This is a genomic window from Oribacterium sp. oral taxon 078 str. F0263, from assembly GCF_000469565.1.
Classification (GTDB): Bacteria; Bacillota; Clostridia; order Lachnospirales; family Lachnospiraceae; genus Oribacterium.
Genome location: NZ_KI273087.1, coordinates 33,921 through 55,692, shown reverse-complemented (window position 1 = coordinate 55,692; position 21,772 = coordinate 33,921). Strand labels below are relative to the sequence as shown.

The window sequence follows — 21,772 nt, the reverse complement described above, 5'->3', positions numbered from 1 at the left end:
TTCCGTGCAAGCACGCCGCGGAGGAGAGACTTTCGACGCTGGAATCATTATACAAAAATAGTTCTGGTTTCGAAATGGGGGAGCTATGTTTTCTTTTTTCTTTCTTGACAAAGCGGGGGAAAGAATGGAACATGGGGATAGATGGAGCTGTCCGATAGGGAGAAAGCGGGCAGAAGACGGGGAAAGGGAAGGAGAGGGATAATTATGGAGGACGAGATCAGAGAGAGAAAGGCGAGGGAGAGGGAGGAGGTGGCGGAGCTTCGGAGGGGGCTCAGCGAAGAGTACTGTCGGAGCGCGGATGCGGAGATCAGTTCCCGTATCCTTCAGCATCCGTATTTTCAGCAGGCGGACACGATTTTTTGCTATATCAGTGTGGAGAAGGAGCCGGACACAAAGCTGCTTTTGGAGAGCGCCTGGCAGATGGGAAAGAGGGTTTCCGTGCCGCGCTGCATTCCGGGAAGGGAGAGGCGGATGGAGGCGGTGGAGATCCGATCCTTTCAGGATCTCGGAGCCGGAGTTCTCGGGATACCGGAGCCGAAGCCGGGACTTCCCCTGGTGGAGAAGGAGGAGATCGATCTCGCCTTGATTCCCTGTATTTCCGCGGATCGGAGCGGAAGGAGACTTGGTCACGGGGCGGGCTATTACGATCGCTTCCTGGAAGGGCAGAGGATGCGTCGCTTTTGCCTATGCTATGAGAAGCTGCTTCTCGATGAGATTTCTGTAGATAATCACGATATCCCGATGGAGCGGGTTTTCAGCGAAGATGGCGTATATCCGTCTTTTTCCGCCAAAGGAGAGGATAAGCAGGTGGAAAATTCCGGGTCTTTCCTATCGAAGCTTCGGAGATTTTTTCATAGAATCTAACGGATTCCTCGGGAAAAGAGCAGGTTTTTGCACATTGGGTTTATGCACCTGTGCTAAATTAACAAAAATTTGCCTTTCATTTCTACTTGTGCTATTTTTTCCATCCGTATATGATTGCCTATAGCAAAAACTTTTAGGTTTCAAAATAAAATTTAGTTTCAGGAGGAAAAGGATGGGGAAGAAGGATGGAATGGAGGCGTTGTTTTGCTGGAAGGGAAATCCGCCGGTCTGGAGCGTGATTTCCCTCGCGCTCCAGCATCTGGTGGCGATGATTATCGGCTGCGTGACGCCGGCGATTATCATCGCGAATGTGGCGCAGCTGCCGATCGAGCAGCGAATTATTCTGATTCAGGCATCTCTTACGATGTCCGCGATCGCGACCTTTTTTCAGTTGTTTCCGATCGGCGGGAAATTCGGCTCGGGCCTTCCCGTCATCCTGGGGATCAGCTTTGCCTATCTCCCCAGCCTTCAGGCAATCGCCGAAGCGGGGGAGGGAGTGCACACCATCACGGGGGCACTTCTCGTCGGCGGAATCGTCGCGGTCTTTGTCGGTATCTTCGTGAAGAGAATCCGCCCGCTCTTTCCCCCGCTCATCACCGGGACCGTAGTTTTTACGATCGGCGTATCCCTCTATCCGACAGCCGTCAACTATATGGCCGGCGGCGTCGCAAATACGAGGGAGCTTGTTGTGGAGAAGAAGCATCTGACGGAGGCTCTGATCTACGGCTCCTGGCAGAACTGGGCGGTCGCTGCGGTGACGCTGCTTATCGTGCTTCTCTTAAATAACCTCGGGAAGGGGATTTTTAAACTCGCATCCATTCTTCTCGGAATGCTGGCCGGCTATCTCACGGCGCTCTGCTTTGGGATGGTGAACTTCTCGGAGATCGGAAAGGCGTCCTGGTTCGCTCTCCCGCACTTCCTTCCCTTTGGTGTGAGCTTTGATCCGGCGGCCTGCATCTCGATCGGCCTTCTCTTTGCGATCAATTCCGTCCAGGCGATCGGCGATTTCACCGCCACAACCATAGGAGGCTTTGACCGGGAACCGACGGACGGAGAGCTTCAGGGCGGGATCATCGCCTATGGCGTGACAAACTTCTTTTCCGCCTTTTTCGGAGGACTTCCCACGGCGACCTACTCTCAGAATGTCGGCATTGTGACGAATAACAAGGTCGTAAATCGGAAGGTCTTCGCGACTTGTGCGGCTTTGATCCTTTTGTCCGGGCTTTGCCCGAAGTTCTCCGCAGTTCTCACGACGATTCCGCAGTGTGTCCTCGGCGGGGCGACGATCACCGTTTTCTCCACGATCGCAATGACGGGGATGAAGCTCATCACCTCGAAGCCGCTCACGGCGAGAAGCTCCACGGTCGTGGGCCTCTCTGTGGCGCTCGGAGTCGGCATCGCGCAGGCTGCTGGAAGCCTGAACCAGTTTCCGCTCTCTGTGACGATGGTCTTCGGAAAATCTCCGGTCGTCATCACGACGATCAGCGCGATTCTCTTGAATCTCTTGCTCCCGAAGGAGAAGTCAGAAGAAAAGTAAAGCGATCTTATATGCGTCGTGTGAGCTCAGGAAACGCCTGCCCGCGGGCAAGCTGTTTCCTGAGCTTTCCTGATGCCATCCATATTGAGGGAAAGGATAGAGTGGCTTTTCCGGGATATCTGGGCTAAGATAGTGGAAAGGACTATATTTTGGCCATAGGGAGGAGGGCGCAGATGGAAGAGAAGAGAGAGAAGCTTCGGAAATGGATCGGGGAGGCCCGGAATATCGTATTTTTTGGGGGAGCCGGAGTCTCCACGGAGAGCGGGATCCCTGATTTTCGGAGTCAGGACGGGCTTTACCGGCAAAGCTATGCTTATCCGCCGGAACAGATCATTTCCCACAGCTTTTTTGAGGCAAATCCGGAAGAGTTTTATCGTTTTTATCGGGAGAAGATGCTTTTTCCGGAGGCGAAGCCGAATCGGGCACATCTTGCGCTTGCAAGGCTCGAGGAAGAAGGGAAGCTCCGGGCAGTTATCACACAGAATATTGACGGACTCCATCAGAAGGCCGGGAGCAAAAAGGTATATGAGCTTCACGGCTCAGTTTGGAGAAATCACTGCCTTCGCTGCGGGAAATCCTATCCTCTCGATTTCATTCTCTCCGGAAGCGGAGTGCCGAGATGCAGCTGTGGAGGCATCGTGAAGCCGGATGTCGTCCTCTATGAAGAGGGGCTGGATCAGGCGGTTTTACAGGGAGCAGCGGAAGCGATCCGGGAGGCGGACCTTCTCATCGTCGGAGGAACCTCGCTCGTGGTCTACCCCGCCGCGGGTCTTCTTCGTTACTTTGATGATTCCGCTCACATACTTGTTTTAATTAATAAAAGCGAGACCGCCTGTGACGGCCGAGCAGATCTTGTGATCCGGGAAAGTATCGGAGATGTTCTGGGGTCTGTAGTCCTTGACGAATCCTGAGGGAGGGAAGAAGATGCAATGAGAAGCCGGAGGCAAGGCCTCCGGCTTCTCATTGATGTTTTATGCGGATAACAGGACTTGAACCTGCACGGTCTCCCACCAGAACCTAAATCTGGCGCGTCTGCCAATTCCGCCATATCCGCAGAGCCGCCAAAATCCTGCGGCCCTTTATTCTATCATCAAAGGCAGGTGCTGTCAAAGCCGGGATCGCCCCGGACGGAGGATCCGTCATGGCTTTTGCTGCTTGCGAAATTCCGTACTCTGACAGTCCCTGCGGTCATCGCATCCCGCAGTGCTGGGGTGCAGAGCATCGATCTGCCGTTTTCCGATCCGGAGAAGCATAAATGCTTTTCTGGATCGAGACGCTCTTCGGCTGTCTGCCGGGATAGATGTGTTTTTTCTGTAATTATGGAAACAAGGATCGGAGGCCCTTTTTCTCTGAAGCTTCAGAGAGAAAAGCTTCATTCCGGGCCTTCCATATAACAAAGGATGAGACAGACCTTTCAGTCCATCTCATCCTCGCCGTGAAGAAGCTCTGCTCCTCTTCCCTTTGACAGAACGAAAGATTTTCAAGTCTATCCGGGAAGCAGGGCCTGAGCTCTTCCTTCACCGTTTAGTATTGAGGGATTCTATTGCCTTGCGGCACCTTGATCCCAGCTTCCGTCCTCCTTCAGGAGATAACCATCCGGTGATCTCTGACTCTTCAGCATCCTTCCCTGGCTTCCGTCAGAAACTGTATGGAAGTAATACCACTTGCTGCTGATCAGCTGCCATCCGATGCGCATGGCGCCTCTTGTGCCGTCGGAGACGGGATTCAGATAGTACCATTCTCCCTTTCCGTCTTCCACCCAGCCATCGCGCATGGAGCCGGAGCCGTCCATAAAATACCAGCTTCCGTCGACATTCGCCCAGCCTGTCATCATCTCTCCCTTCTCGTTGAAGAGATACCAGTTTCCTGAGAGATATGCCCATGCGGACGTTGCTGTTGCTCCGTCGACATCCAGCTTCCACACCGTTCCTTCCTGCTTCCAGCTGCCATGATCATGGATTCTTCCGTTGGTCCGGATATAGGAATACGGATTGACAGAGATATTCCCGAAATCAAGGCTTCTGCGGCCGCGGAAAGAAGATCCTGAGCTGCCTCCGCCGGAATTTCGAGACTGGCCCTGATTGTCCGGGTTCAGATCGGAGGGCGTTGCCGTTCCGGTGTTGCTGTTGTTGGCATTGCCGTTGTTGATGTTGCCGTTATTGGCATTGCCGTTGTTGGCGTTGCCGTTATTGGCATTGCCGTTGTCCGCCGATCCTTCCGTTACCTGCAGGGTAAAGCTTGCGGTGTAGATCAAGCCTCCGGAATCCTTCGCTGCGATCCGGAGAGGAATGCTCGATCCTATAGCGTCCTCTACACGCACTCCCTCCTTCAACTTCAGCACGCCGTCAGAGTTGGCCTCAAAGCGCGAATCACTCACGGTGTAGCTGTGTGTATCGCCGACATCGGGATCTGTCGTCGTAAGCTGCCCTACGATTTCTCCCGCCTTGCCTGCCGCGACAGTATTGTTGGAAAGCGTGACCTTTTTCGGAGGCTGGTTCTTGGGCCTTGCCACCTCTATGGTAAAAGCTTTTGTCAGAGAAGCGCCGAGCGCATCGGTTGCCGTTACATGGAGGGTTATCGTAGACACAGATCCAAAGGGAATATAGTTGTCTCCTTTCAAACGAAGCAGATTATCATATATTATCTCAAAGCGATCATCGTCAACCGTATAGGTATGCACATCTCCGGCGTCCGGGTCTGTCGTGCTCAGGAGCCCCACTTCTGCCAGATATTGATTGCTGTAGATGAAGAGAGGGTTGAGCGTGATGTCCGTCGGCGCTTGATTTGCATAGTCTACCGGCAGGGTAGGAGGACTGACGGCATCCTCCGCATTTCCGGCTTTATCCGTATACTGCACCTGCACGGTAAGCCTTTTTCCGGAATCGGATGCCGTCGGGACATAGCTGGACTGTGTCGCACCGCTGATGGCCGTTCCATCGGCATACCACTGATAGGAAGAGATTGCTGAGGCCGGGACCAGTACGACATTATGGACATGAAGATCTCCATAATCGCCGTCGTATACCTTGGCGTTCAGCGTCTTCCCGGCATGGGCGATGCCGCGGATGTAGACAGCAGCTTTGAAAACGTTGTCTTGAATCGTATTGCTTTCTCCGGTGCTGTCAATGATATTGGCACCGTAGATGGTATTGCCGCTGACTGTCACATTGCTTGTCGCGTGAACCCCGGAGTTGCGAAGCCGGATCCCCCAATGTGTATCATTTTCCGTACTCTGATCATGATAGACCGTATTGCCGATGATCTTACCGCCCTGCAGACCTACCAGATTGATTCCGGTCCGGTTATCACGGACGATATTATCGGCAAAGGTGATATTCGCCGCGACACTGTTTGAATAGTGATTGCCAACCACAAAGCCGGTACTGCTTCCGGAGAATTCACAGTTTCGTATCTCCACATCCTTGACGACCGGAAGGTCCCCCTCGGGTTCGATGTCAATTCCTGATTTCGGGGGCGTACCGTCGGAGTGGTTGAATTTCGAGTTCAGAATTTTGACATTCTGACCGCCGACAATCGACATTCCCTGACGGCGGTTATGGTCGCAGACAACATTGTAGATGGTGATATTTTTGCTGTCCTCTCCCAGAAACAGGCCGTCTCCCCAGAATTCACCGGCATGCAGATTCTCAATGACCACATTGCTGGCATCGGTGATGCGAACGCCATATCCGGTCTCTCCGATACTCGAGGTATGATGATCGCGATCACCGATCAGTGTGCCGCCGATGATATGGACATTATCGACATGCGTGATACTGAACATCTGATAGGACCTCTCCCCGTTCGGAATCGCCTCAAGTACGGCGTTGTCATTGATGCGAACGATGATGTTGCTTTTCAGCACAAGCCCCGCTTTCTCATAGCTCTTTCCCGTCTGGTACAGAGTGTTGATCCGGTAGTGGCCCGCCGGAATGTCTACGATCCCGCCGCCCGCCGCAGAAACGGCATCGATGGCCTTTTGTATTGCGGCAGTATCATCACTCACGCCGTCTCCCACCGCGCCATAGGCCGGGTCCCGAACATTTGCCACGAAGCTGGTCACAGGGTCAGGTACATAGACACCTGTGGACGCTGATACCCTCTGTGAAAGAATACAGAGGAAGCAGAGCAGCATCGGCATAAAGTACAGAGGCCATTTCTTTTTTGAATTCATTCCTTTTCATCCCCTTCGTTGGATATTGATAAATGTATGACAATACCTGGGCCAAACAGCTTCCTGCACGAGTGTGGAGGATCGCTGTGTGACCCGCGCTCCTCTTAGTTCCCGAATCCCTTTTCGTAATCCCGCGGAAGCTTCTCGCTGCCGCTGTCTCTAAGTGGGTGCTTTGCTGTTTTGCTCGTCTTGAAGGACAGGGCATGTGCACTGTACGATATGCACCGGCTGCCAGACAGAGGCAGAGATCCTCTGACGGTCAATGTCCGGGTAGATTCTGAAACCTTCTGTGATATTCCATGCCGTCTGCGGAGCGATTCCTCCGCGCTCCCTGGAATGGAGAGAGATACGGAAAGCCTTGATCGGCTGCGCGGCAGAGAAAATCACTTATATTACAGCGGATGGCCTCGGCAGCGAATGATTTGGACAGCCTTCTGCCCCTCCCGTGCCGGTACATTCGGAAGAAGACTGAGCGGCATAATCGGAAGAAATTCCTCCGGCATAATCGGAAGAAGCTTCTCCGGTATAATCGGGAGAAGCCCTGCACCCTTCCATCTCTCAGCGGCTATGGTCCCGGCAGCTGCGAGCGCAGCGCTCATGGTTTCCGTACGCATGACTTCAGCAGCCATGGCTTTTGTGCTCATGGGCTCAGCGGCCATGGTCCCGGCAGTTGTGAGCGCAGCGCTTACGGCTTCTGTGCTCACGGGCTCAGCGGTCATGGCCTCGGCAGCTGCGAGTGCAGCGGTCGTGGGTTCGGCGCTTATGGCTTCTGCGCTCACGGGCTCAGCGGTCATGGCCTCGGCAGCTGCGAGTGCAGCGGTCATGGGTTCGGCGCTTATAGCTTCTGCGCTCACGGGCTCAACGGCCATGGGCTCAGTAGTCGTGGCTTCCGCGCTCATGGCCTCGGCAGTCGTTTGCCCAGCTTTTTCTCTTCCCTCTCCCTCGATCCGGCCCGGACTTACCAGGAAGGCGGGATACTGTCTTTGTGCTTCCGCATCCGTATGTCCGGCTCCCTTGAGCAGGATCAGACTTACTGTGAAGGCGAAATTCTGCCTTTGCAGCCCTGCATCCGTATGCCCGGCTTCCTTCGTGAGAGAAGGGCTTACGCTAAGCCCCGTATCCCGTGCTGGATGAAGCCTCTCTGTATCAGCGGCATCCATCGAAGATCTCATTGCTTTCCTCCTTTCTTCTGTTTCCTTCAGAAACTATTTTCAGCATCAGTTTACCCTACTGTGCGGGTAAATACAAATACTATCGCAGGATAGAATACTGTAAATCTTTACTATTTTTTCACTTATGCATTACTCGAAGAGAAAATCATTACAAAAAATCAGCCAGAAATCACATCTGTCCTCAGCGATAAGGGCAGGGCCGAAGGGAGAACGATCGAAGCCCTGCTGAGGGATGAGCTTGCCGGCACTGACTTTCGAGAGTCTTTTTGGAGGATCCTGGCGGTATTGCCCAGGCGCATAAGCGCATATTTGCAGTTTCCGGCAAATAGAAGCAGCGAGGATTCTCCTGGAGCTGTCCGTCGAATGCATGCGCTCGTTTTTTACCGGAAAAGCGGGAGCAAGGATGGAGCGCCCTGCCTCACTGAGTGCTCAGGGAGAGCGGTCCGTTTTGAGAAAATACAGCATCCAGCACAGCGCGAGCAGATCCGCACTGCCGCCGGGGGAGAGATTTTTCTGGATAAATTCCCGGTCCAGTTCTTCGATTTTTTCCTTAGGGGGGCAGGGGGAGTGTTCCAGCAGCTCTCCGGCCCGGCGGGATGCTTCCTTTTGGGTCGGCAGATCGCTTCTTGCGATGAGATTGGTATCCGTCGTATGAGAAAGGATGGCGAGCAGGACCGCTGCGCCGACTTCATCCGTACTCCTTCCCTCGGCTAGGAGCTTTTCCAATAGCGGAAGGCCATAGGCGGATACCGCAGGAAGACCTTCTTCCATCTGCCCGCGGACTCCTGTGATGCCATATTCCAGGTAGAGCCTTTGACCGGCGGTCTTTGCGGTATCGACCGTCAGATTCTTATAGTCCTCGGCCATAATTCCTTTTGTCATCCTGGCGCAGATGGAAAGGATGGTTTCGCTTTCATCCCAGCGATCCGCCGGGAGACTTGCAGCGGCGGCGCAGAGGATTCCCATCGAGAAGATCGCCCCCTTATGGGTATTGACGCCGCCTGTGGCGCGGAGCATCTGGTTTTCCGCAAGCTTTCCGGGCAGGCGAAGGGAGCGGAAGAGCTCCGGCAGATCTTCCTTTTCTCCTCTTTCCGCCTTTTCCGCCGCCTGAATGCCGAAGGCAGCGCATTTTTTAAAATACGGCCAAAGGGCGGCGGCACTGTTTAAAAAGGAATAGAAATCCATATCCCTGTGGCTGCCGTTATTCGCCCTGTCCACAAGGCCGGGCTTTGGCGTTATGGCGACCTCATAGAGGAGAGATCTTGTGGCAAGCTCCGCGATTCTTATGGCCGTGCGTTCCCGTATGGCGTTTTTCAGAATCTCATCGGTCCTGGCGACGAGCTCGCTCAGGGGATGGATTCTTCTGGAAGCGCATTCCTTCGCGGGCCTTTTGCATAGAAGGCATTGCCTTCCGGAAAACCCCAGCTCCTCTCGCTCCATCTTGCGAAAGCCGGAGGCGGAGTCTTTCGAAGGCATAAGCAGGTCCATGTCATAGAGCCGTCCCAGGGGATCGGCATCCTCCAGTTCGCAGGCAAGCGTTTTGACTGTAGAAGGCGAAGCGTCGATCACGAGGAAGGCTTCGTTCCCCGTCGCTTCATCCCATATCTTCCGGTACAGAATCTCGGCCTTCACCCTCCGGAGCTGGAGGGAGAGGTCCTCCAGGCCATATAGAAAGCCCTGCCGGATCAGAGGGGAGTTTTTCACGGGCCCTGCAATATTCATCGTAAAGCAGAGCAGGGGCTTTTTATACTGAAGGAGCAGTTCCTTTTGACGCAGCACCCGTTTTTCTCTGGCGTCCAGGACTTCAGGCAGTGAAACTTCGTGGTAGTTCTTCCGCATTTTTCCTCCGGCTTAAGCGAATGCCTTTCATTCTCCGGAAAAGCTGTGAGCCGCGGCCCTTTGCTTACTCCAGGTAGCCTCCGAGCTCGAGCTTCCGCCCCGTCTTCTTCCGGTAGAGGATCAGGATGCCTGTGAAATTCGCAAAGACATAGAGCATGGTGATAGTGATCGCGGAGAAGGGGGAACGGCCGAGGAGCAGGACCGCCGGGACATAGAGGAGGATGAGGGCGCCGGTGCAGAAGAAGAGACGCCCCATGCTCCGGAAACAGTCCTTCGCGTAGCGGTCCACACCGACCAGAAGGATGTAATAGGATATCATGCTTATGAGCAGGAAGAGGAGCCTCGGAAACTGCGCCATTCCCTCCCGCGAAAAGAATTCCAGGGCGATGGTCACGGAATTGATGGAGCAGATCAGGACGACGTGGAGAGAGAGAAAGCCGAGTCCGCTCGTCCTTTTATGATGATCCAGGATATTGTCGAAGTAGAAACCGTACTGCAAAAACATGCCGACCACGGTCAGGAAGGCGAAGAGATTCAGGAGGATATTTGAGCCGCCGTGGAAGAATTCCGAGATGCCGATGATCATTTCTCCGAAGGTCAGGATCACAAGCAGGAGCACCCGCTCCGAAAGATGCGGGAAATCGACGGTGCGCTTTTTATAATAGCGGTACTCAAAGGCCCTTGCGGTATAGCCAAAGAGAAGCGCGGCAGGGGCCAGGACGGGGCCGAAGAATGCCTGGACCGGGATCGAGAGGAGAATGATTCCCGCCTCGGCGCTTTCGATAAAAACGTTATTGCCCAGAATTTTCCGGTCCAGCTCATCCAGCTGAGGCCCTCTCTTTCGCTTGTCCCAGTTTCGGTAGGCGAGATTCAGGAGGATTAAAGCCCAGGCAATGCAATAGGGAAGATAGTGCTTCTGCCAGTCCAGATTGGCGCCAAAGGACATATAGTACAGGAAAAACATGCTGGCCAGGATCATGAGATAATCCCGGAGAGACTTTCTCCCGTAGCGATTGAAATACATGGTCGCAAAGTACCAGACCTGCAGTGCGACAAGCATCAGAAAGAAGAAGGAGAAAAGAGTGGGAAGAGGCGGAAATTCTGTCTCAAAGTCGTGAAAGAGCGCGTTGATCGTCCGAAGAGTGAAGACGAAAATGAGATCGAAAAAAAGCTCGATGTATTCTACCTTCTTTTCGCCCTTTCCGCCGGGCAGGTCCTGCGTTTCGTTTTCCTTCTGCTTTTCCATATTTTCCCCTTTGCCGTCGCATCCTGGAGACGCGCTTTGATACCGGAATGATGCAATGGCTTCAGTATAACGAAAGTGCGGGCGATAAGCCAGCACTTTTCCTGTCTGAACAGATCTCCGCCTGCAGCGCTCCTTCCCATTTTGAAAGCTGTCTTTGAAAGCGGTCTGCTTTCTTCTTCGCTCAATGGAAGCGGACTGGAAATTTTGTCCGATATGGGATACAATCTTGCACGAGTATCCGGATATTTGACGGGATAAAGGGATAGAACCGCAGCGCTGCCGCATTTTTTGTTTATGCTTGGCGCAGCCTGGCGAATAAGCGACGGAAAAGCTCAGATGCCAAATACGGAAGAGGCGGACAGACAATCTGCGGGAGGGGCATTGATATGCCCTTTAGCAGGGCGGAATTGGAACGCTGGGAAGGGGGAAGAGGATATGGGACAGATCAAGGTGACGGAAGCGCCGATCAGAGGTCTTTATATCATAGAGCCCGCGGTGCACGGTGACAGCCGCGGCTATTTTATGGAGACCTATAATCAGAGGGATATGGAGGAGGCCGGGCTCAATATGCGCTTTGTGCAGGACAATCAGAGTATGTCCGTGCGGGGCGTGCTGAGAGGCCTGCATTTTCAGAAGCAGTATCCGCAGGGAAAGCTGGTCCGCGTGATCCGCGGCAGGGTCTATGATGTCGCGGTGGACCTCCGGGAGGGGAGTGAGAGCTATGGGGAGCACTTCGGCGTGGAGCTCACAGCGGAGAATCACCGGCAGTTTTACATCTCCGAGGGCTTTGCGCACGGCTTCCTGGTGCTCTCCGAGGAGGCGGAGTTTTGCTATAAGGTGACGGACTTTTACCGCCCGGGGGATGAGGGCGGGATCGCCTGGAACGATCCGGAGCTTCACATCGAATGGCCGGAGCTTACGGGAACCTATCCCGGTTCCACGGATGCATCCCCCTATTGCCTTAAGGACGGGACAAAACTGATCCTTTCGGAGAAGGACCAGAAATGGCTTGGCCTTCGGGAGAGCTTTCACTTCACCGGGAAGGTCTGAGGGAGCAGGAGAGAGGAGGGCAGGGATGAGAATCAATAAATGCCTCTCGGAGCTCGGGCTTTGCTCGAGGAGAGAGGCGGACCGCTGGATCGCCGAGGGGAGAGTCCGCCTGAACGGGGAGACCGCGGAAATGGGGCAGCAGGTCGAGGAAAAGGACCGCCTTGAGCTGGACGGAAAGCTGGTGAAGAAGGCGGGAAGGGCTGTCCGGGCGCAGGCTCCGCGAAGAGTCCTTCTCGCCTGCTATAAGCCTCGGGGAGTGGTGTGCAGCTGCTCCGATAAGGACAGAGCGAAGAATATCGTGGAGCTTGTGAGCTATCCGGAGCGGGTCTATCCGATCGGACGGCTGGACAAGGATTCGGAGGGACTCATCCTCCTCACCAATCAGGGCGAGCTTGTGAATCGCATCAACCGGGGAGGACGGAATGAGAAGGAATACGTCGTCACCGTGGACAGGCCTCTCACGAGGGAGGCGCTGGACCGCCTCGCGGACGGTGTGGAGCTTCCGGAGCTCAATCAAAAGACGCGCCCCTGCGAGGTCTGGCAGGATCTCCGCCTCCCGCCGGGAAGAAGGCAGAGGCAGTTTCATATCGTATTAAGCCAGGGACTGAACCGGCAGATCCGGAGGATGTGCGAGGCGCTTGGCTATGAGGTGAAACGCTTAAAGAGGGTCCGGATCCTCTCCTTAAGACTGGAGGGACTCAGACCCGGTGAGTTTCGGGAGATCGGGCTTTCAGAGCTCGGACTTTCGGAGGAACTTTGGCCGGAGTGATGCCGGAGGAAAGGATGCGGAAGCTTTGATGCAGATCGAACGAATGAAGGAACTGGTCGAGATTTTGAACCGGGCGTCAAAGGCCTATTATCAGGACGGAGACGAGATCATGTCGAATCTCGAGTACGATAAGCTCTACGATGAGCTCCAGGGGCTGGAGAGGGAGACGGGGATCGTGCTTTCCGCTTCTCCCACAGAGCGGGTGGGCTATGAGCTTCTCTCGGAGCTTCCGAAGGTGCGGCATTTATCCCCCATGCTCTCTCTCGATAAGACAAAGTCCCCGGAGGCACTCGCGGAATGGCTCGGGGACAGGGAGGGGCTTCTCTCCTGGAAGCTGGACGGGCTCACCATCGTTCTGAACTACGAGGGGGGAGAGCTGGTCCGGGGAGTCACCCGGGGGAACGGAGAGATCGGGGAGCTCGTCACGCAAAATGTCAGAGTTTTTGACAATGTGCCGACCCGCATCCCCTTTTCGGGGAGCCTCGTGCTCCGCGGGGAGGCGCTCATCCGTTACTCGGACTTTGAGAGGATCAATGACGGCATCCTGGACGCGGAGGCCCGCTATAAGAACCCGAGGAATCTCTGCGCGGGCTCTGTCCGCCAGCTGGACCCCGGGATTACGAAGGAGCGGCATGTGAAGCTGCTCGCCTTTTCTTTGGTCTCCGCAAAAGAGGAGGACGGGAGCCCCGTGGATTTTCAGAACAGCAGGAGGAGGCAGTTTGAATTCCTCCGGGAGCAGGGCTTCTCCGTCGTGGAGTACAGGCTGCTTCGGGGAGAAGAGGTCCCGGCTGCCGTGAAGGATTTTTCGGAGAGGGTGAAGGACAATGACTTCCCCTCCGACGGCCTGGTTCTTCTCCTGGAGGACATCGCCTATGGGGAATCGCTCGGCAGGACGGCGAAGTTTCCGAGGAATGCGCTTGCCTTTAAGTGGAGGGATGAGGAGGCGGAGACCGTGCTCCGGGAGGTGGAGTGGTCTCCCTCCAGGACCGGACTCATCAATCCGGTCGCGATCTTCGATCCGGTGGAGCTCGAGGGGACGACAGTCTCCCGGGCGAGTCTCCACAATCTCTCCTTCTGCGAGGAGCTTTCCCTCGGGCTGGGGGACCGCGTCTCTGTCTATAAGGCGAATATGATTATCCCTCAGCTTTCGGAGAATTTCACAAAATCCGGGACGCTCTCCCCGCCCTCCCGCTGCCCTGCCTGCGGGGAGGAGACGGAGGTCAGAAAGGATAAGGATGCGAAGTTTCTGTACTGCAAAAATCCGGACTGTCCGGCGAAGAGAATCAAGAAGTTTTCCCTCTTTGTGAGCCGGGATGCTTTGAATATCGAGGGACTTTCCGAGATGACGCTCGAGAAATTCATCGGGCACGGCTTTATTAAAAGCTATCGGGACCTCTACCATCTTGAACGGCACCGGGAGGGAATTCTCTCGATGGAGGGCTTTGGTGAAAGGTCCTATGAGAGACTGATGGAGGCAGTGGAGAAATCCAGAGATACGCTCCTCTATCATCTGATCTACGGACTCGGGATCGACGGGATCGGGCTCGCCAACGCGCGTCTGCTCTGCCGGCATTTTCACCAGGAGCTCAGTCTTATCCGGGGGGCAAAAAAGGAGGAGCTCCTGGAGGTGGATGGCATCGGAGAGGTGCTTGCGGAGAAGCTCTATGCCTATTTCCACTCGGAGAAGCAGCTTTCAGAGCTCCATGAGCTTCTCCCGGAGCTTCGGATCGGAAGGGAGGAGGAGAGAGAGGAAGAGGGGGGAGCGCTCCGCGGAAAGACCATCGTCATCACGGGAAATCTCACACATTTTGAAAACCGAAAGGAGCTCGAGGAGGAGATTCTCCGGGCGGGGGGGAAGTGCTCGGGCTCCGTCTCAAAGAAGACCTCCTATCTTGTGAATAACGACAGCTCTTCTCAATCCGGAAAGAATAAAAAGGCCAAGGAGCTCGGCATCCCGATCGTCACGGAGGAGGAGTTCCTGAAGATACTGGGAGAGAGCCGGGAGAGTGCGCAGGGAGACTGAGAGCTCCGCGGCAGGACTAAAAAACCGCTCAGTACCGCTTAAGACCGCCATTGACTGCCCCATAGACCGCCATAGAAGCTTCGAAGCGGATTTTTGGGATCGGAAAGGAAAGACAAAGGTGAATTCATACGACGTATATTTTCCGCATCTTGGCATCGGCATCCGCCATCTCGTGAATTCGATTTCGCCCTTCGGCTTTCGAATCGCCTTTTACGGGATTATCATCGCCATCGGGATGCTGATCGGCATACTGGTCGCCTCCCGGGATTATCAGAACAGGGGAGGGAAGGCGGACGATATTCAGGATTTCGCGCTCTACACCATCGTGCTTGCGATCCTCGGCGCGAGGGCTTACTACGTGATCTTTGAATGGGGCTATTATTCGAAGCATCCCGCGGAGATTCTCATGACCCGCCACGGGGGGCTTGCGATCTATGGCGGCGTTCTGACCTCGATCCTCTGCTGCTTTCTCTTTACGAGGTGGCGGAAGCTCCGTTTCCTGAATATGGCGGACAGCGGCGTCATCGGCCTGATCCTCGGACAGGCGATCGGACGCTGGGGGAATTTCTTTAACGCGGAGGCCTTCGGGGGCTATACGGATTCGCTCTTTGCGATGCGTCTCCGGGAGGATATCGTAAATCAGAATATGCTGACCCGCTCCGTACTGGATCGGGAGATCCTCGTGGACGGCGTCCGCTATATTCAGGTCCATCCGACCTTTCTCTATGAGAGCGCCTGGAATTTCGCCGTCTTCCTCTTTCTTCTTCTCTGGAGCCGCTCCGGAAAGAAGCTCTTTGAGGGGCAGATCTTCTTCCTCTATCTCGGCCTGTACGGCTTTGGCAGGTTTTTCATCGAGGGTCTGCGGACGGACTCCCTTCTCCTCTGGGGGACAAAGCTTGCCGTGTCTCAACTTCTCTCCGCCTTTCTCGTGCTTCTTTCTCTCGCGGCGCATATCCTTATGCTCCGAAGGAGGAAGGAAAGGGAAGGGAATCCGGGAGGGAATTCCTGACAGCCTCTCCTCCGCGCTTTTAGAGATGCGGATTTGCGCTTTCTTCTCATACGTGCTATAGTACTGCAAATGTCGGTCTGAGGGAAAGGAGAGACGGGCCGCATAGCGCCGGGACCGGAGACGGTTGACGAGGCTGGCAGTGATCGAAGGATTCGGCGGATGCTGCCACGGAGTAGTGAATCGAAAGAGGGAATGGAAAAAGCGGAATCAAAACCGTAACAGAGCTTCTCTCACTCACCAGGTCATGGAAAGAGAGCGGGGACGGTCTCCTCGCCTTTGTCTTTTATAAGATAAGAGGCGGAGGACTTCCCTTTATTTTGGGATGCTTTCGGAGAGCTGTCTCCCGCTCAGGGATGATTTTGGATCTGTGAGAGGAGCTTTTTATGTGCGGAATTGTGGGATATGTCGGGAGAAAGCAGGCGGGTCCGCTCCTTTTGGACGGGCTTTCCAGACTGGAATACCGGGGCTATGACTCGGCGGGGATCGCGGTCTTTCGGGAGGACGGCGGGATTTCGATCAGCAAGGCGGTGGGAAAGCTTTCGAATCTGATCAAAAAGACGGAGGGAGGGGCGCTTCTTCCGGGGAGATGCGGCATCGGACACACGCGCTGGGCGACGCACGGCGCCCCCTCCGAGCAGAATGCGCATCCGCATGTCTCCATGCATGGGGGAGTGACGCTCGTCCACAACGGCATCATTGAAAATGATCGGGAGCTCCGGGAGGAGCTTCTCGGAGAGGGCTTCCGCTTTTACTCCGAGACGGATACGGAGGTCGCAGCAAACTATATCGAACATTGCTTTGATAGAGCGGAGGGAGAGCCGAAGCAGGCGATCCGGCGTTTCATGGAGCGGGCGAGAGGATCCTATGCCCTGGCGATCCTCTTTCAGGGGAGGGCAGATGAGATCTGGGCCGTCCGGAAGGACAGTCCCATGATCATCGGGCGCGGAGAGGATGGCTGCTGTCTCGCCTCCGATGTCCAGGCGATTCTGAAGTACAGCGATTCGGTCTGCTATATCGGAAACCGGGAGATCGCGCGTCTCACGGAGAGAGGCATCAGCTTCTTCGATGAAAAGGGAAGGACGATCGAGAAGGAGATGGGCCGGATCGAGATGGACGGCCGGGCGGCGGAGAAGGGCATCTATCCGTATTTTATGCTGAAGGAGATTCATGAGCAGCCCGCTGCGGTGGAGGAGACACTTCGCTCCATGCTGCGGGATGGCAGGATCTCTCTCTCCGGGATCGGAATCTCCGATTCCGCTCTTCAGAAGCTTCGCTCCGTCTGGATCGTCGCCTGCGGCTCGGCCTTCTACGCAGGGAGCGCGCTTCAGTACGGGATAGAGGCCCTCGCCGGGATACCGGTCCGGACGGAGCTTGCCTCGGAGTTTCGCTATCGGAAGCCGCTCCTCTCTTCGGAGGATCTGGTGATCCTGATCAGCCAGTCGGGGGAGACCGCCGATACACTGGCCGCGCTTCGGGAGGCGAAGCTGCGGGGCGCTTCGACGCTTGCCATCGTAAATGTCCCCGGCTCCTCCATCGCGAGAGAGGCGGATTATGTCCTCTATACGCTTGCCGGGCCCGAGGTCTCTGTCGCGACCACAAAGGCCTACAGCGCACAGCTCATGGCGGGCTATATCCTGTGCCTCGCCCTTGCGAGGGCGAGGGGGAGACTAACGAGAGCAGAGGAGGAGCGGCTCACAGGGGCGCTCCGGGAGCTCCCGGAGAAGATCTCCCTCTGCCTCTCGCTTTCGGATTCTCTTTCCGGGATTGCGGAGCGCTGCCGGGATGCGCGGGATGTCTTTTTCCTCGGGAGAGGGATCGACTACGCGGCGGGGCTGGAAGCTGCCCTCAAGCTGAAGGAGTTAAGCTACATCCACGCAGAGGCCTACGCGGCCGGAGAACTGAAGCACGGGGCGATCAGCCTGATTGAAGAAGGCGTACCCGTGATCGGGATTCTCAGTCAGCCGGAGCTTTTCGAGAAGATGCGGTCCAATATGGCGGAGGTGAAGAGCCGGGGAGGCTGTCTCTATGCGCTTTTTATGGGAAAGGACAAAGAGCTTCTCTCCGGAACGGACGGCAGCATTCTCCTCCCGGAGACAGAGCCGCTCTTTTCCGCGAGTCTCTCTGTAATCCCGCTCCAGCTCCTTGCCTACCGGGTGAGCGTGCTCCGGGGACTGGACGTGGACCGCCCGAGGAATCTCGCGAAATCCGTGACGGTGGAGTGAAAAGATCCTGCTAGGCAGGAACTTATTGTAAAAATCTAACAGCGAAAGCAAAGAGCCATCAGAAAGAATCATGCACTAAATCCAATGCATGGTTCTTTCTTTGCTTGTCGGAAGAATTTTTCTCATCTATAATGATAAAAAGAGTCTGCGGAATCATATTTGGGAGGTATCAAAAATGGGTATTTCCACTTTCAAGGGCGGAGTCCATCCCTATGACGGCAAGGAGCTCGCAATGGGGGAGGCGATCCGGGAAATCAGGCCGAAGGGGACCATGGTCTATCCCTTGTCCCAGCATATCGGCGCGCCCGCAAAGCCCGTGGTGCAAAAGGGGGACAAGGTTCTGGTCGGACAGACGATAGCGGAGGCCGGCGGATTCATTTCCGCGCCGGTCATAAGCTCCGTCTCGGGGAGCGTGAAAGCGATTGAGAAGAGACTGACGCCGGGCGGTGCCATGGCGGAGTCCATCCTCATCGAGAGCGACCAGAACGACGAGAAGATTCCGGGCTTCGGGGAGAAGCGCGATTACAAATCTCTCAGCAGAGAGGAGATTGTCTCCATCGTGAGAGATGCGGGGATCGTGGGGCTTGGGGGAGCGGGATTTCCGACTGCGGTGAAGCTCTCTCCGAAGGAGCCGGAGAAGATCGACTATTTCCTGGTAAACGGCGCGGAGTGCGAGCCGTATCTGTGCTCGGACTACCGGGATATGCTGGAGTATCCGGAGCGTCTGATCGGCGGTCTTCGCGTGCTGCTCCGCCTCTTTCCGAATGCGGCAGGGAAGATCTGCATCGAGGACAACAAGCCGGAGGCGATCAAGAAGCTGTCGGAGCTTGTGAAGTCGGAGGACAGGATGGAGGTCCTGTCCCTTCGAACGAGATATCCCCAGGGGGGAGAGCGGCAGCTCATCTACGCGGCGACAGGGCGGAAAATCAATTCCTCCATGCTCCCCGCGGACGCGGGAGTGGTGGTAGATAATGTGGACACCGTGATCGCGATCTACGACGCGGTCTGCGAATCCATGCCGCTCGTTCGGAGGATACTCACGGTGACGGGGGACGCGGTGGTGAAGCCGGGGAATTTCCGGGTGCCGCTCGGCATAAGCTATCAGGAGATTATCGATGCCGCGGGGGGCTTTAAGGAGGATCCGGAGAAGGTCATCTCCGGCGGCCCCATGATGGGGGTTCCTCTCTTTAAGCTCGATGTGCCGCTTGTGAAAAATTCAAGCTCCATCCTGGCCTTTTTGAAGGACCCGGTCTCTGCGGAGCCGACGACAGCCTGCATCAACTGCGGGAGATGCGTCTCCGCCTGTCCGGAGAATTTGATGCCGACTCTCATGATGCAGTCGGCTTTAAGAAAAGATACCGCCCGTTTTACGAAGCTGTATGGGATGGAATGCATCGAGTGCGGATGCTGCTCCTATGTCTGTCCGGCGAAGCGCCCCCTGACACAGGGCTTTAAGGAAATGAAGCGAAGGGTGAATGCGGAGCGGAGAGCCGCTGCCATGAAGGCGCGGGAAGCGGAAGGGAAGAAAGAGGGGGAAAAGAAATGAAAATGCTGAATCTCTCTGCGAATCCTCATATAAGGGACAGGATCAGCACCGCGGAGATCATGCGGGATGTCGTGATCGCCATGCTGCCGACCGCGATCTACGGCGTGATGCAGTGGGGCTTAAACGCCGCTCTCGTCATCGTTCTCACCACCGCGGCCGCAGTTCTTACGGAGTATCTCTATGAGCTGTGCATGAAGCTTCCGAACACGGTGAAGGACTGGTCCGCCGCGGTCACGGGGCTGATCCTCGCCCTGAACTGTCCGCCGGATATCCCGCTTTGGATGCCGGTGGTCGGGGCGGTCTTTGCGATCCTCGTCGTAAAGCAGCTCTACGGCGGTCTGGGAAGAAACTTCATGAATCCGGCCCTTGCGGCCCGCTGCTTTCTCCTGATCTCCTTTGCGGGACCGATGACGAAGTTCCGGGGAGTCGGGGCAGATGCGGTCTCCTCCGCGACGCCGCTCGCCCTGATGAAGGCGGATCCCGCGGCGGTGCAGAGCCTCCGCACTCTTTTCCTGGGGCAGATCCCGGGGACGATCGGCGAGGTCTCGAAGCTCTGCCTCCTGATCGGAGCGCTCTATCTCATCCTGAGAAGAGTGATCTCCCCGAAGATTCCGCTTATCTATATCGGGACCGTCGCGCTGTTTACGCTTCTCTTCGGGGGAAGAGGCTTTGACCTCCATTATGTGCTCGCGGAAATCCTCGGGGGAGGCCTGATCTTCGGGGCCTTCTTCATGGCGACTGATTATGTCACGGGGCCGATCACGCCGAAGGGCCAGATCATCTTCGCACTGATCCTCGGGCTTCTCACCGGGCTCTTCCGCCTCTTCGGCGGCTCCGCCGAGGGCGTGTCCTACGCGATTATCCTGACGAATATCCTTGTGCCCGTGATCAATGAAAAAACGATTCCGAAGGCTTTCGGAAGGGAGGGAGAGAAGTCATGAAGAAGGATTCCTTTGTCAAGGACGCAATCGTCCTGACTGCCATCACCCTGGTCTCCGGACTTCTCCTCGGCGGAGTTTACGGTCTCACGAAGCAGAGGATCTATGAGGCGAATATGGCGTCCACGATCGAGTCCTACCACAAGGTGATGGACGCGGAGAGCTACGATGAGGAGAGCCTGACGGACGCTCTTGAAAAAGCGAAAACGGACGGAACGGTCTCCGCGGACAACGGCGGTGCGGAGCTTCTCTCCGCTGTCGCCGCAAAAGACGCGGGAGGAGAGGCGATCGGCTATATCGTGAAGGGGCAGGCGGCCGGCTACGGAGGGAATGTCATCGTGGTCGTCGGAGTGACCCCAGACCTGAAGGTCTCCGGGATCTCCTTTCCGGAGACGCTTCCGGAGACGGCGGGGCTCGGGCAGAAGGCCACGGAGCCGGAATTCTATCAGCAGTTCGCGGGAAAGGGCACGAAGCTCTCCGTGAAGAAGGGCGGAGGCGCCGGGGAGAATGAGATCGATGCGATCTCCGGGGCCACGATCACGAGCACCGCTGTCACGAATACGGTAAACGCCGCGACACAGTTTATCGGGGACTATGTCCTGGAGCAGGGAGGAGGCGGGAAGAATGGATAAATATACGGAAAGGATTTATAACGGCATCGTAAAGGAAAACCCGACCTTCGTCATCATGCTCGGCATGTGTCCGACCCTTGCGACGACGACCAGCGCTCTGAACGGACTCGGCATGGGTCTGTCCACGACCGCGGTCTTGATGTTTTCCAACCTTTTGATCTCGGTGCTTCGGAAGATCATACCGGATCGGATGCGGCTCCCCGGGGAGATTGTCGTAGTGGCCTCCCTCGTTACGATCGTTCAGCTTTTGATCCAGGCCTATGTGCCCTGGCTCTATGAGGCGCTCGGCATTTATATCCCGCTGATCGTAGTGAACTGCATCATCCTCGGGAGAGCGGAGGCCTATGCGCTCTCCCATGAGCCGATGCTTTCCTTCATGGACGGTCTTGGAATGGGGATCGGCTTTACCCTCGCGCTCACGGTGATCGGAGCGGTCCGGGAGCTCATCGGCGCCGGAACGATCTTTAATTTCCGCCTGATCCCGGAGGCCTTCAGCATCAATATCTTTGTCCTTGCGCCCGGCGCCTTCCTGGTGCTCGCGGTGCTCACGGCGATTCAGAACAAGCTAAAGCTCCCCTCCGCGACAAACGGGGACGCTCCGGCGGACTTTGTCTGCGCCGGAAACTGCATGGGCTGCTTTGCCTCCTGTGAGAGCAAGGAGCCTAAGAGCGCTGCGAAGCCGAAGACAGAGGAGAAGTCGGTCTCCCAGAAGAAGGAAAGCGCCGCTGTCTCCGCTTCGGAGGGCGCGAAG

The 21,772-nt window shown here is 55.9% G+C and carries 15 protein-coding genes, 1 tRNA gene and 1 pseudogene; 12 read left to right on the top strand and 5 right to left on the bottom strand.

Annotation, left to right across the window (positions count from 1 at the left end; translation table 11 throughout):
- Positions 1-204: 204 nt before the first annotated feature.
- From HMPREF1986_RS02275 to HMPREF1986_RS02265, 3 genes are all read left to right on the top strand, one after another.
- Positions 205-864: a 5-formyltetrahydrofolate cyclo-ligase gene (locus tag HMPREF1986_RS02275; RefSeq protein WP_051273849.1), complete on the top strand. Its 660-nt coding sequence runs from the start codon at positions 205-207 to the stop codon at positions 862-864.
- 172 nt (positions 865-1,036) lie between these two features.
- On the top strand, positions 1,037-2,401 hold the full coding sequence (locus HMPREF1986_RS02270) for a uracil-xanthine permease family protein (protein WP_021773121.1): 1,365 nt from the start codon (positions 1,037-1,039) through the stop codon (positions 2,399-2,401).
- Between the two features lie 173 nt (positions 2,402-2,574).
- Positions 2,575-3,312 carry an NAD-dependent protein deacylase gene (locus HMPREF1986_RS02265; protein ID WP_021773120.1) on the top strand — a complete coding sequence of 246 codons (738 nt, stop codon included), beginning with the start codon at positions 2,575-2,577 and terminating at the stop codon, positions 3,310-3,312.
- 63 nt (positions 3,313-3,375) lie between these two features.
- Here the strand turns inward: HMPREF1986_RS02265 and HMPREF1986_RS02260 are convergent.
- From HMPREF1986_RS02260 to HMPREF1986_RS02235, 5 genes are all read right to left on the bottom strand, one after another.
- A tRNA-Leu gene (locus tag HMPREF1986_RS02260) sits at positions 3,376-3,455 on the bottom strand.
- 486 nt (positions 3,456-3,941) lie between these two features.
- Entirely contained in the window at positions 3,942-6,575 is a 2,634-nt protein-coding gene (locus tag HMPREF1986_RS02250) for a glycosyl hydrolase family 28-related protein (RefSeq protein WP_021773117.1), read from the bottom strand.
- 392 nt (positions 6,576-6,967) lie between these two features.
- Positions 6,968-7,747 (bottom strand): hypothetical protein, encoded by a 780-nt coding sequence (locus tag HMPREF1986_RS02245; protein ID WP_036598889.1) that lies wholly within the window; start codon positions 7,745-7,747, stop codon positions 6,968-6,970.
- 429 nt (positions 7,748-8,176) lie between these two features.
- Entirely contained in the window at positions 8,177-9,586 is a 1,410-nt protein-coding gene (citG, locus tag HMPREF1986_RS02240) for a triphosphoribosyl-dephospho-CoA synthase CitG (protein ID WP_021773112.1), read from the bottom strand.
- A gap of 64 nt (positions 9,587-9,650) precedes the next feature.
- On the bottom strand, positions 9,651-10,832 hold the full coding sequence (locus HMPREF1986_RS02235) for a low temperature requirement protein A (protein ID WP_021773111.1): 1,182 nt from the start codon (positions 10,830-10,832) through the stop codon (positions 9,651-9,653).
- A 435-nt stretch (positions 10,833-11,267) separates the two neighbouring features.
- Here HMPREF1986_RS02235 and rfbC point away from each other — a divergent pair, with 435 nt between their 5' ends.
- The 9 genes and pseudogenes from rfbC to rsxE all read left to right on the top strand — a co-directional run.
- The gene (gene rfbC / locus HMPREF1986_RS02230; RefSeq protein ID WP_036598888.1) at positions 11,268-11,882 is read left to right on the top strand and encodes a dTDP-4-dehydrorhamnose 3,5-epimerase; all 615 of its coding nucleotides are present in this window, start codon (positions 11,268-11,270) and stop codon (positions 11,880-11,882) included.
- 25 nt (positions 11,883-11,907) lie between these two features.
- The gene (locus HMPREF1986_RS02225; RefSeq protein WP_021773109.1) at positions 11,908-12,651 is read left to right on the top strand and encodes a pseudouridine synthase; all 744 of its coding nucleotides are present in this window, start codon (positions 11,908-11,910) and stop codon (positions 12,649-12,651) included.
- Between the two features lie 28 nt (positions 12,652-12,679).
- On the top strand, positions 12,680-14,674 hold the full coding sequence (ligA, locus tag HMPREF1986_RS02220) for an NAD-dependent DNA ligase LigA (protein ID WP_021773108.1): 1,995 nt from the start codon (positions 12,680-12,682) through the stop codon (positions 14,672-14,674).
- 118 nt (positions 14,675-14,792) lie between these two features.
- Positions 14,793-15,683, top strand: a complete 891-nt coding sequence (gene lgt / locus HMPREF1986_RS02215) for a prolipoprotein diacylglyceryl transferase (protein ID WP_036598903.1) — start codon at positions 14,793-14,795, stop codon at positions 15,681-15,683.
- Between the two features lie 383 nt (positions 15,684-16,066).
- Positions 16,067-17,905: a glutamine--fructose-6-phosphate transaminase (isomerizing) gene (glmS, locus tag HMPREF1986_RS02210; RefSeq protein WP_021773105.1), complete on the top strand. Its 1,839-nt coding sequence runs from the start codon at positions 16,067-16,069 to the stop codon at positions 17,903-17,905.
- A 175-nt stretch (positions 17,906-18,080) separates the two neighbouring features.
- Positions 18,081-19,451 carry an electron transport complex subunit RsxC gene (gene rsxC / locus HMPREF1986_RS02205; RefSeq protein ID WP_036598901.1) on the top strand — a complete coding sequence of 457 codons (1,371 nt, stop codon included), beginning with the start codon at positions 18,081-18,083 and terminating at the stop codon, positions 19,449-19,451.
- Entirely contained in the window at positions 19,448-20,392 is a 945-nt protein-coding gene (locus HMPREF1986_RS02200) for an RnfABCDGE type electron transport complex subunit D (protein ID WP_021773103.1), read from the top strand. The genes rsxC and HMPREF1986_RS02200 overlap by 4 nt, the downstream gene beginning before the upstream one ends.
- Entirely contained in the window at positions 20,389-21,021 is a 633-nt protein-coding gene (locus tag HMPREF1986_RS02195) for an RnfABCDGE type electron transport complex subunit G (RefSeq protein ID WP_021773102.1), read from the top strand. Before HMPREF1986_RS02200 ends, HMPREF1986_RS02195 begins: the two co-directional genes overlap by 4 nt.
- Positions 21,014-21,763: pseudogene (gene rsxE / locus HMPREF1986_RS02190) on the top strand (electron transport complex subunit RsxE); the annotation flags it as partial. The gene HMPREF1986_RS02195 and the pseudogene rsxE, both read left to right, overlap by 8 nt.
- Positions 21,764-21,772: the final 9 nt, after the last annotated feature.

What these genes read in the sequence shown, in the direction of transcription:
- HMPREF1986_RS02275 (WP_051273849.1), top strand. Translation starts at nt 205, where the DNA reads ATGGAGGACGAGATCAGAGAGAGAAAGGCGAGGGAGAGGGAGGAGGTG.
- HMPREF1986_RS02270 (WP_021773121.1), top strand. Translation starts at nt 1,037, where the DNA reads ATGGGGAAGAAGGATGGAATGGAGGCGTTGTTTTGCTGGAAGGGAAAT.
- HMPREF1986_RS02265 (WP_021773120.1), top strand. Translation starts at nt 2,575, where the DNA reads ATGGAAGAGAAGAGAGAGAAGCTTCGGAAATGGATCGGGGAGGCCCGG.
- HMPREF1986_RS02250 (WP_021773117.1), bottom strand. Translation starts at nt 6,575, where the DNA reads ATGAATTCAAAAAAGAAATGGCCTCTGTACTTTATGCCGATGCTGCTC.
- HMPREF1986_RS02245 (WP_036598889.1), bottom strand. Translation starts at nt 7,747, where the DNA reads ATGAGATCTTCGATGGATGCCGCTGATACAGAGAGGCTTCATCCAGCA.
- citG (WP_021773112.1), bottom strand. Translation starts at nt 9,586, where the DNA reads ATGCGGAAGAACTACCACGAAGTTTCACTGCCTGAAGTCCTGGACGCC.
- HMPREF1986_RS02235 (WP_021773111.1), bottom strand. Translation starts at nt 10,832, where the DNA reads ATGGAAAAGCAGAAGGAAAACGAAACGCAGGACCTGCCCGGCGGAAAG.
- rfbC (WP_036598888.1), top strand. Translation starts at nt 11,268, where the DNA reads ATGGGACAGATCAAGGTGACGGAAGCGCCGATCAGAGGTCTTTATATC.
- HMPREF1986_RS02225 (WP_021773109.1), top strand. Translation starts at nt 11,908, where the DNA reads ATGAGAATCAATAAATGCCTCTCGGAGCTCGGGCTTTGCTCGAGGAGA.
- ligA (WP_021773108.1), top strand. Translation starts at nt 12,680, where the DNA reads ATGCAGATCGAACGAATGAAGGAACTGGTCGAGATTTTGAACCGGGCG.
- glmS (WP_021773105.1), top strand. Translation starts at nt 16,067, where the DNA reads ATGTGCGGAATTGTGGGATATGTCGGGAGAAAGCAGGCGGGTCCGCTC.
- rsxC (WP_036598901.1), top strand. Translation starts at nt 18,081, where the DNA reads ATGGGTATTTCCACTTTCAAGGGCGGAGTCCATCCCTATGACGGCAAG.
- HMPREF1986_RS02200 (WP_021773103.1), top strand. Translation starts at nt 19,448, where the DNA reads ATGAAAATGCTGAATCTCTCTGCGAATCCTCATATAAGGGACAGGATC.
- HMPREF1986_RS02195 (WP_021773102.1), top strand. Translation starts at nt 20,389, where the DNA reads ATGAAGAAGGATTCCTTTGTCAAGGACGCAATCGTCCTGACTGCCATC.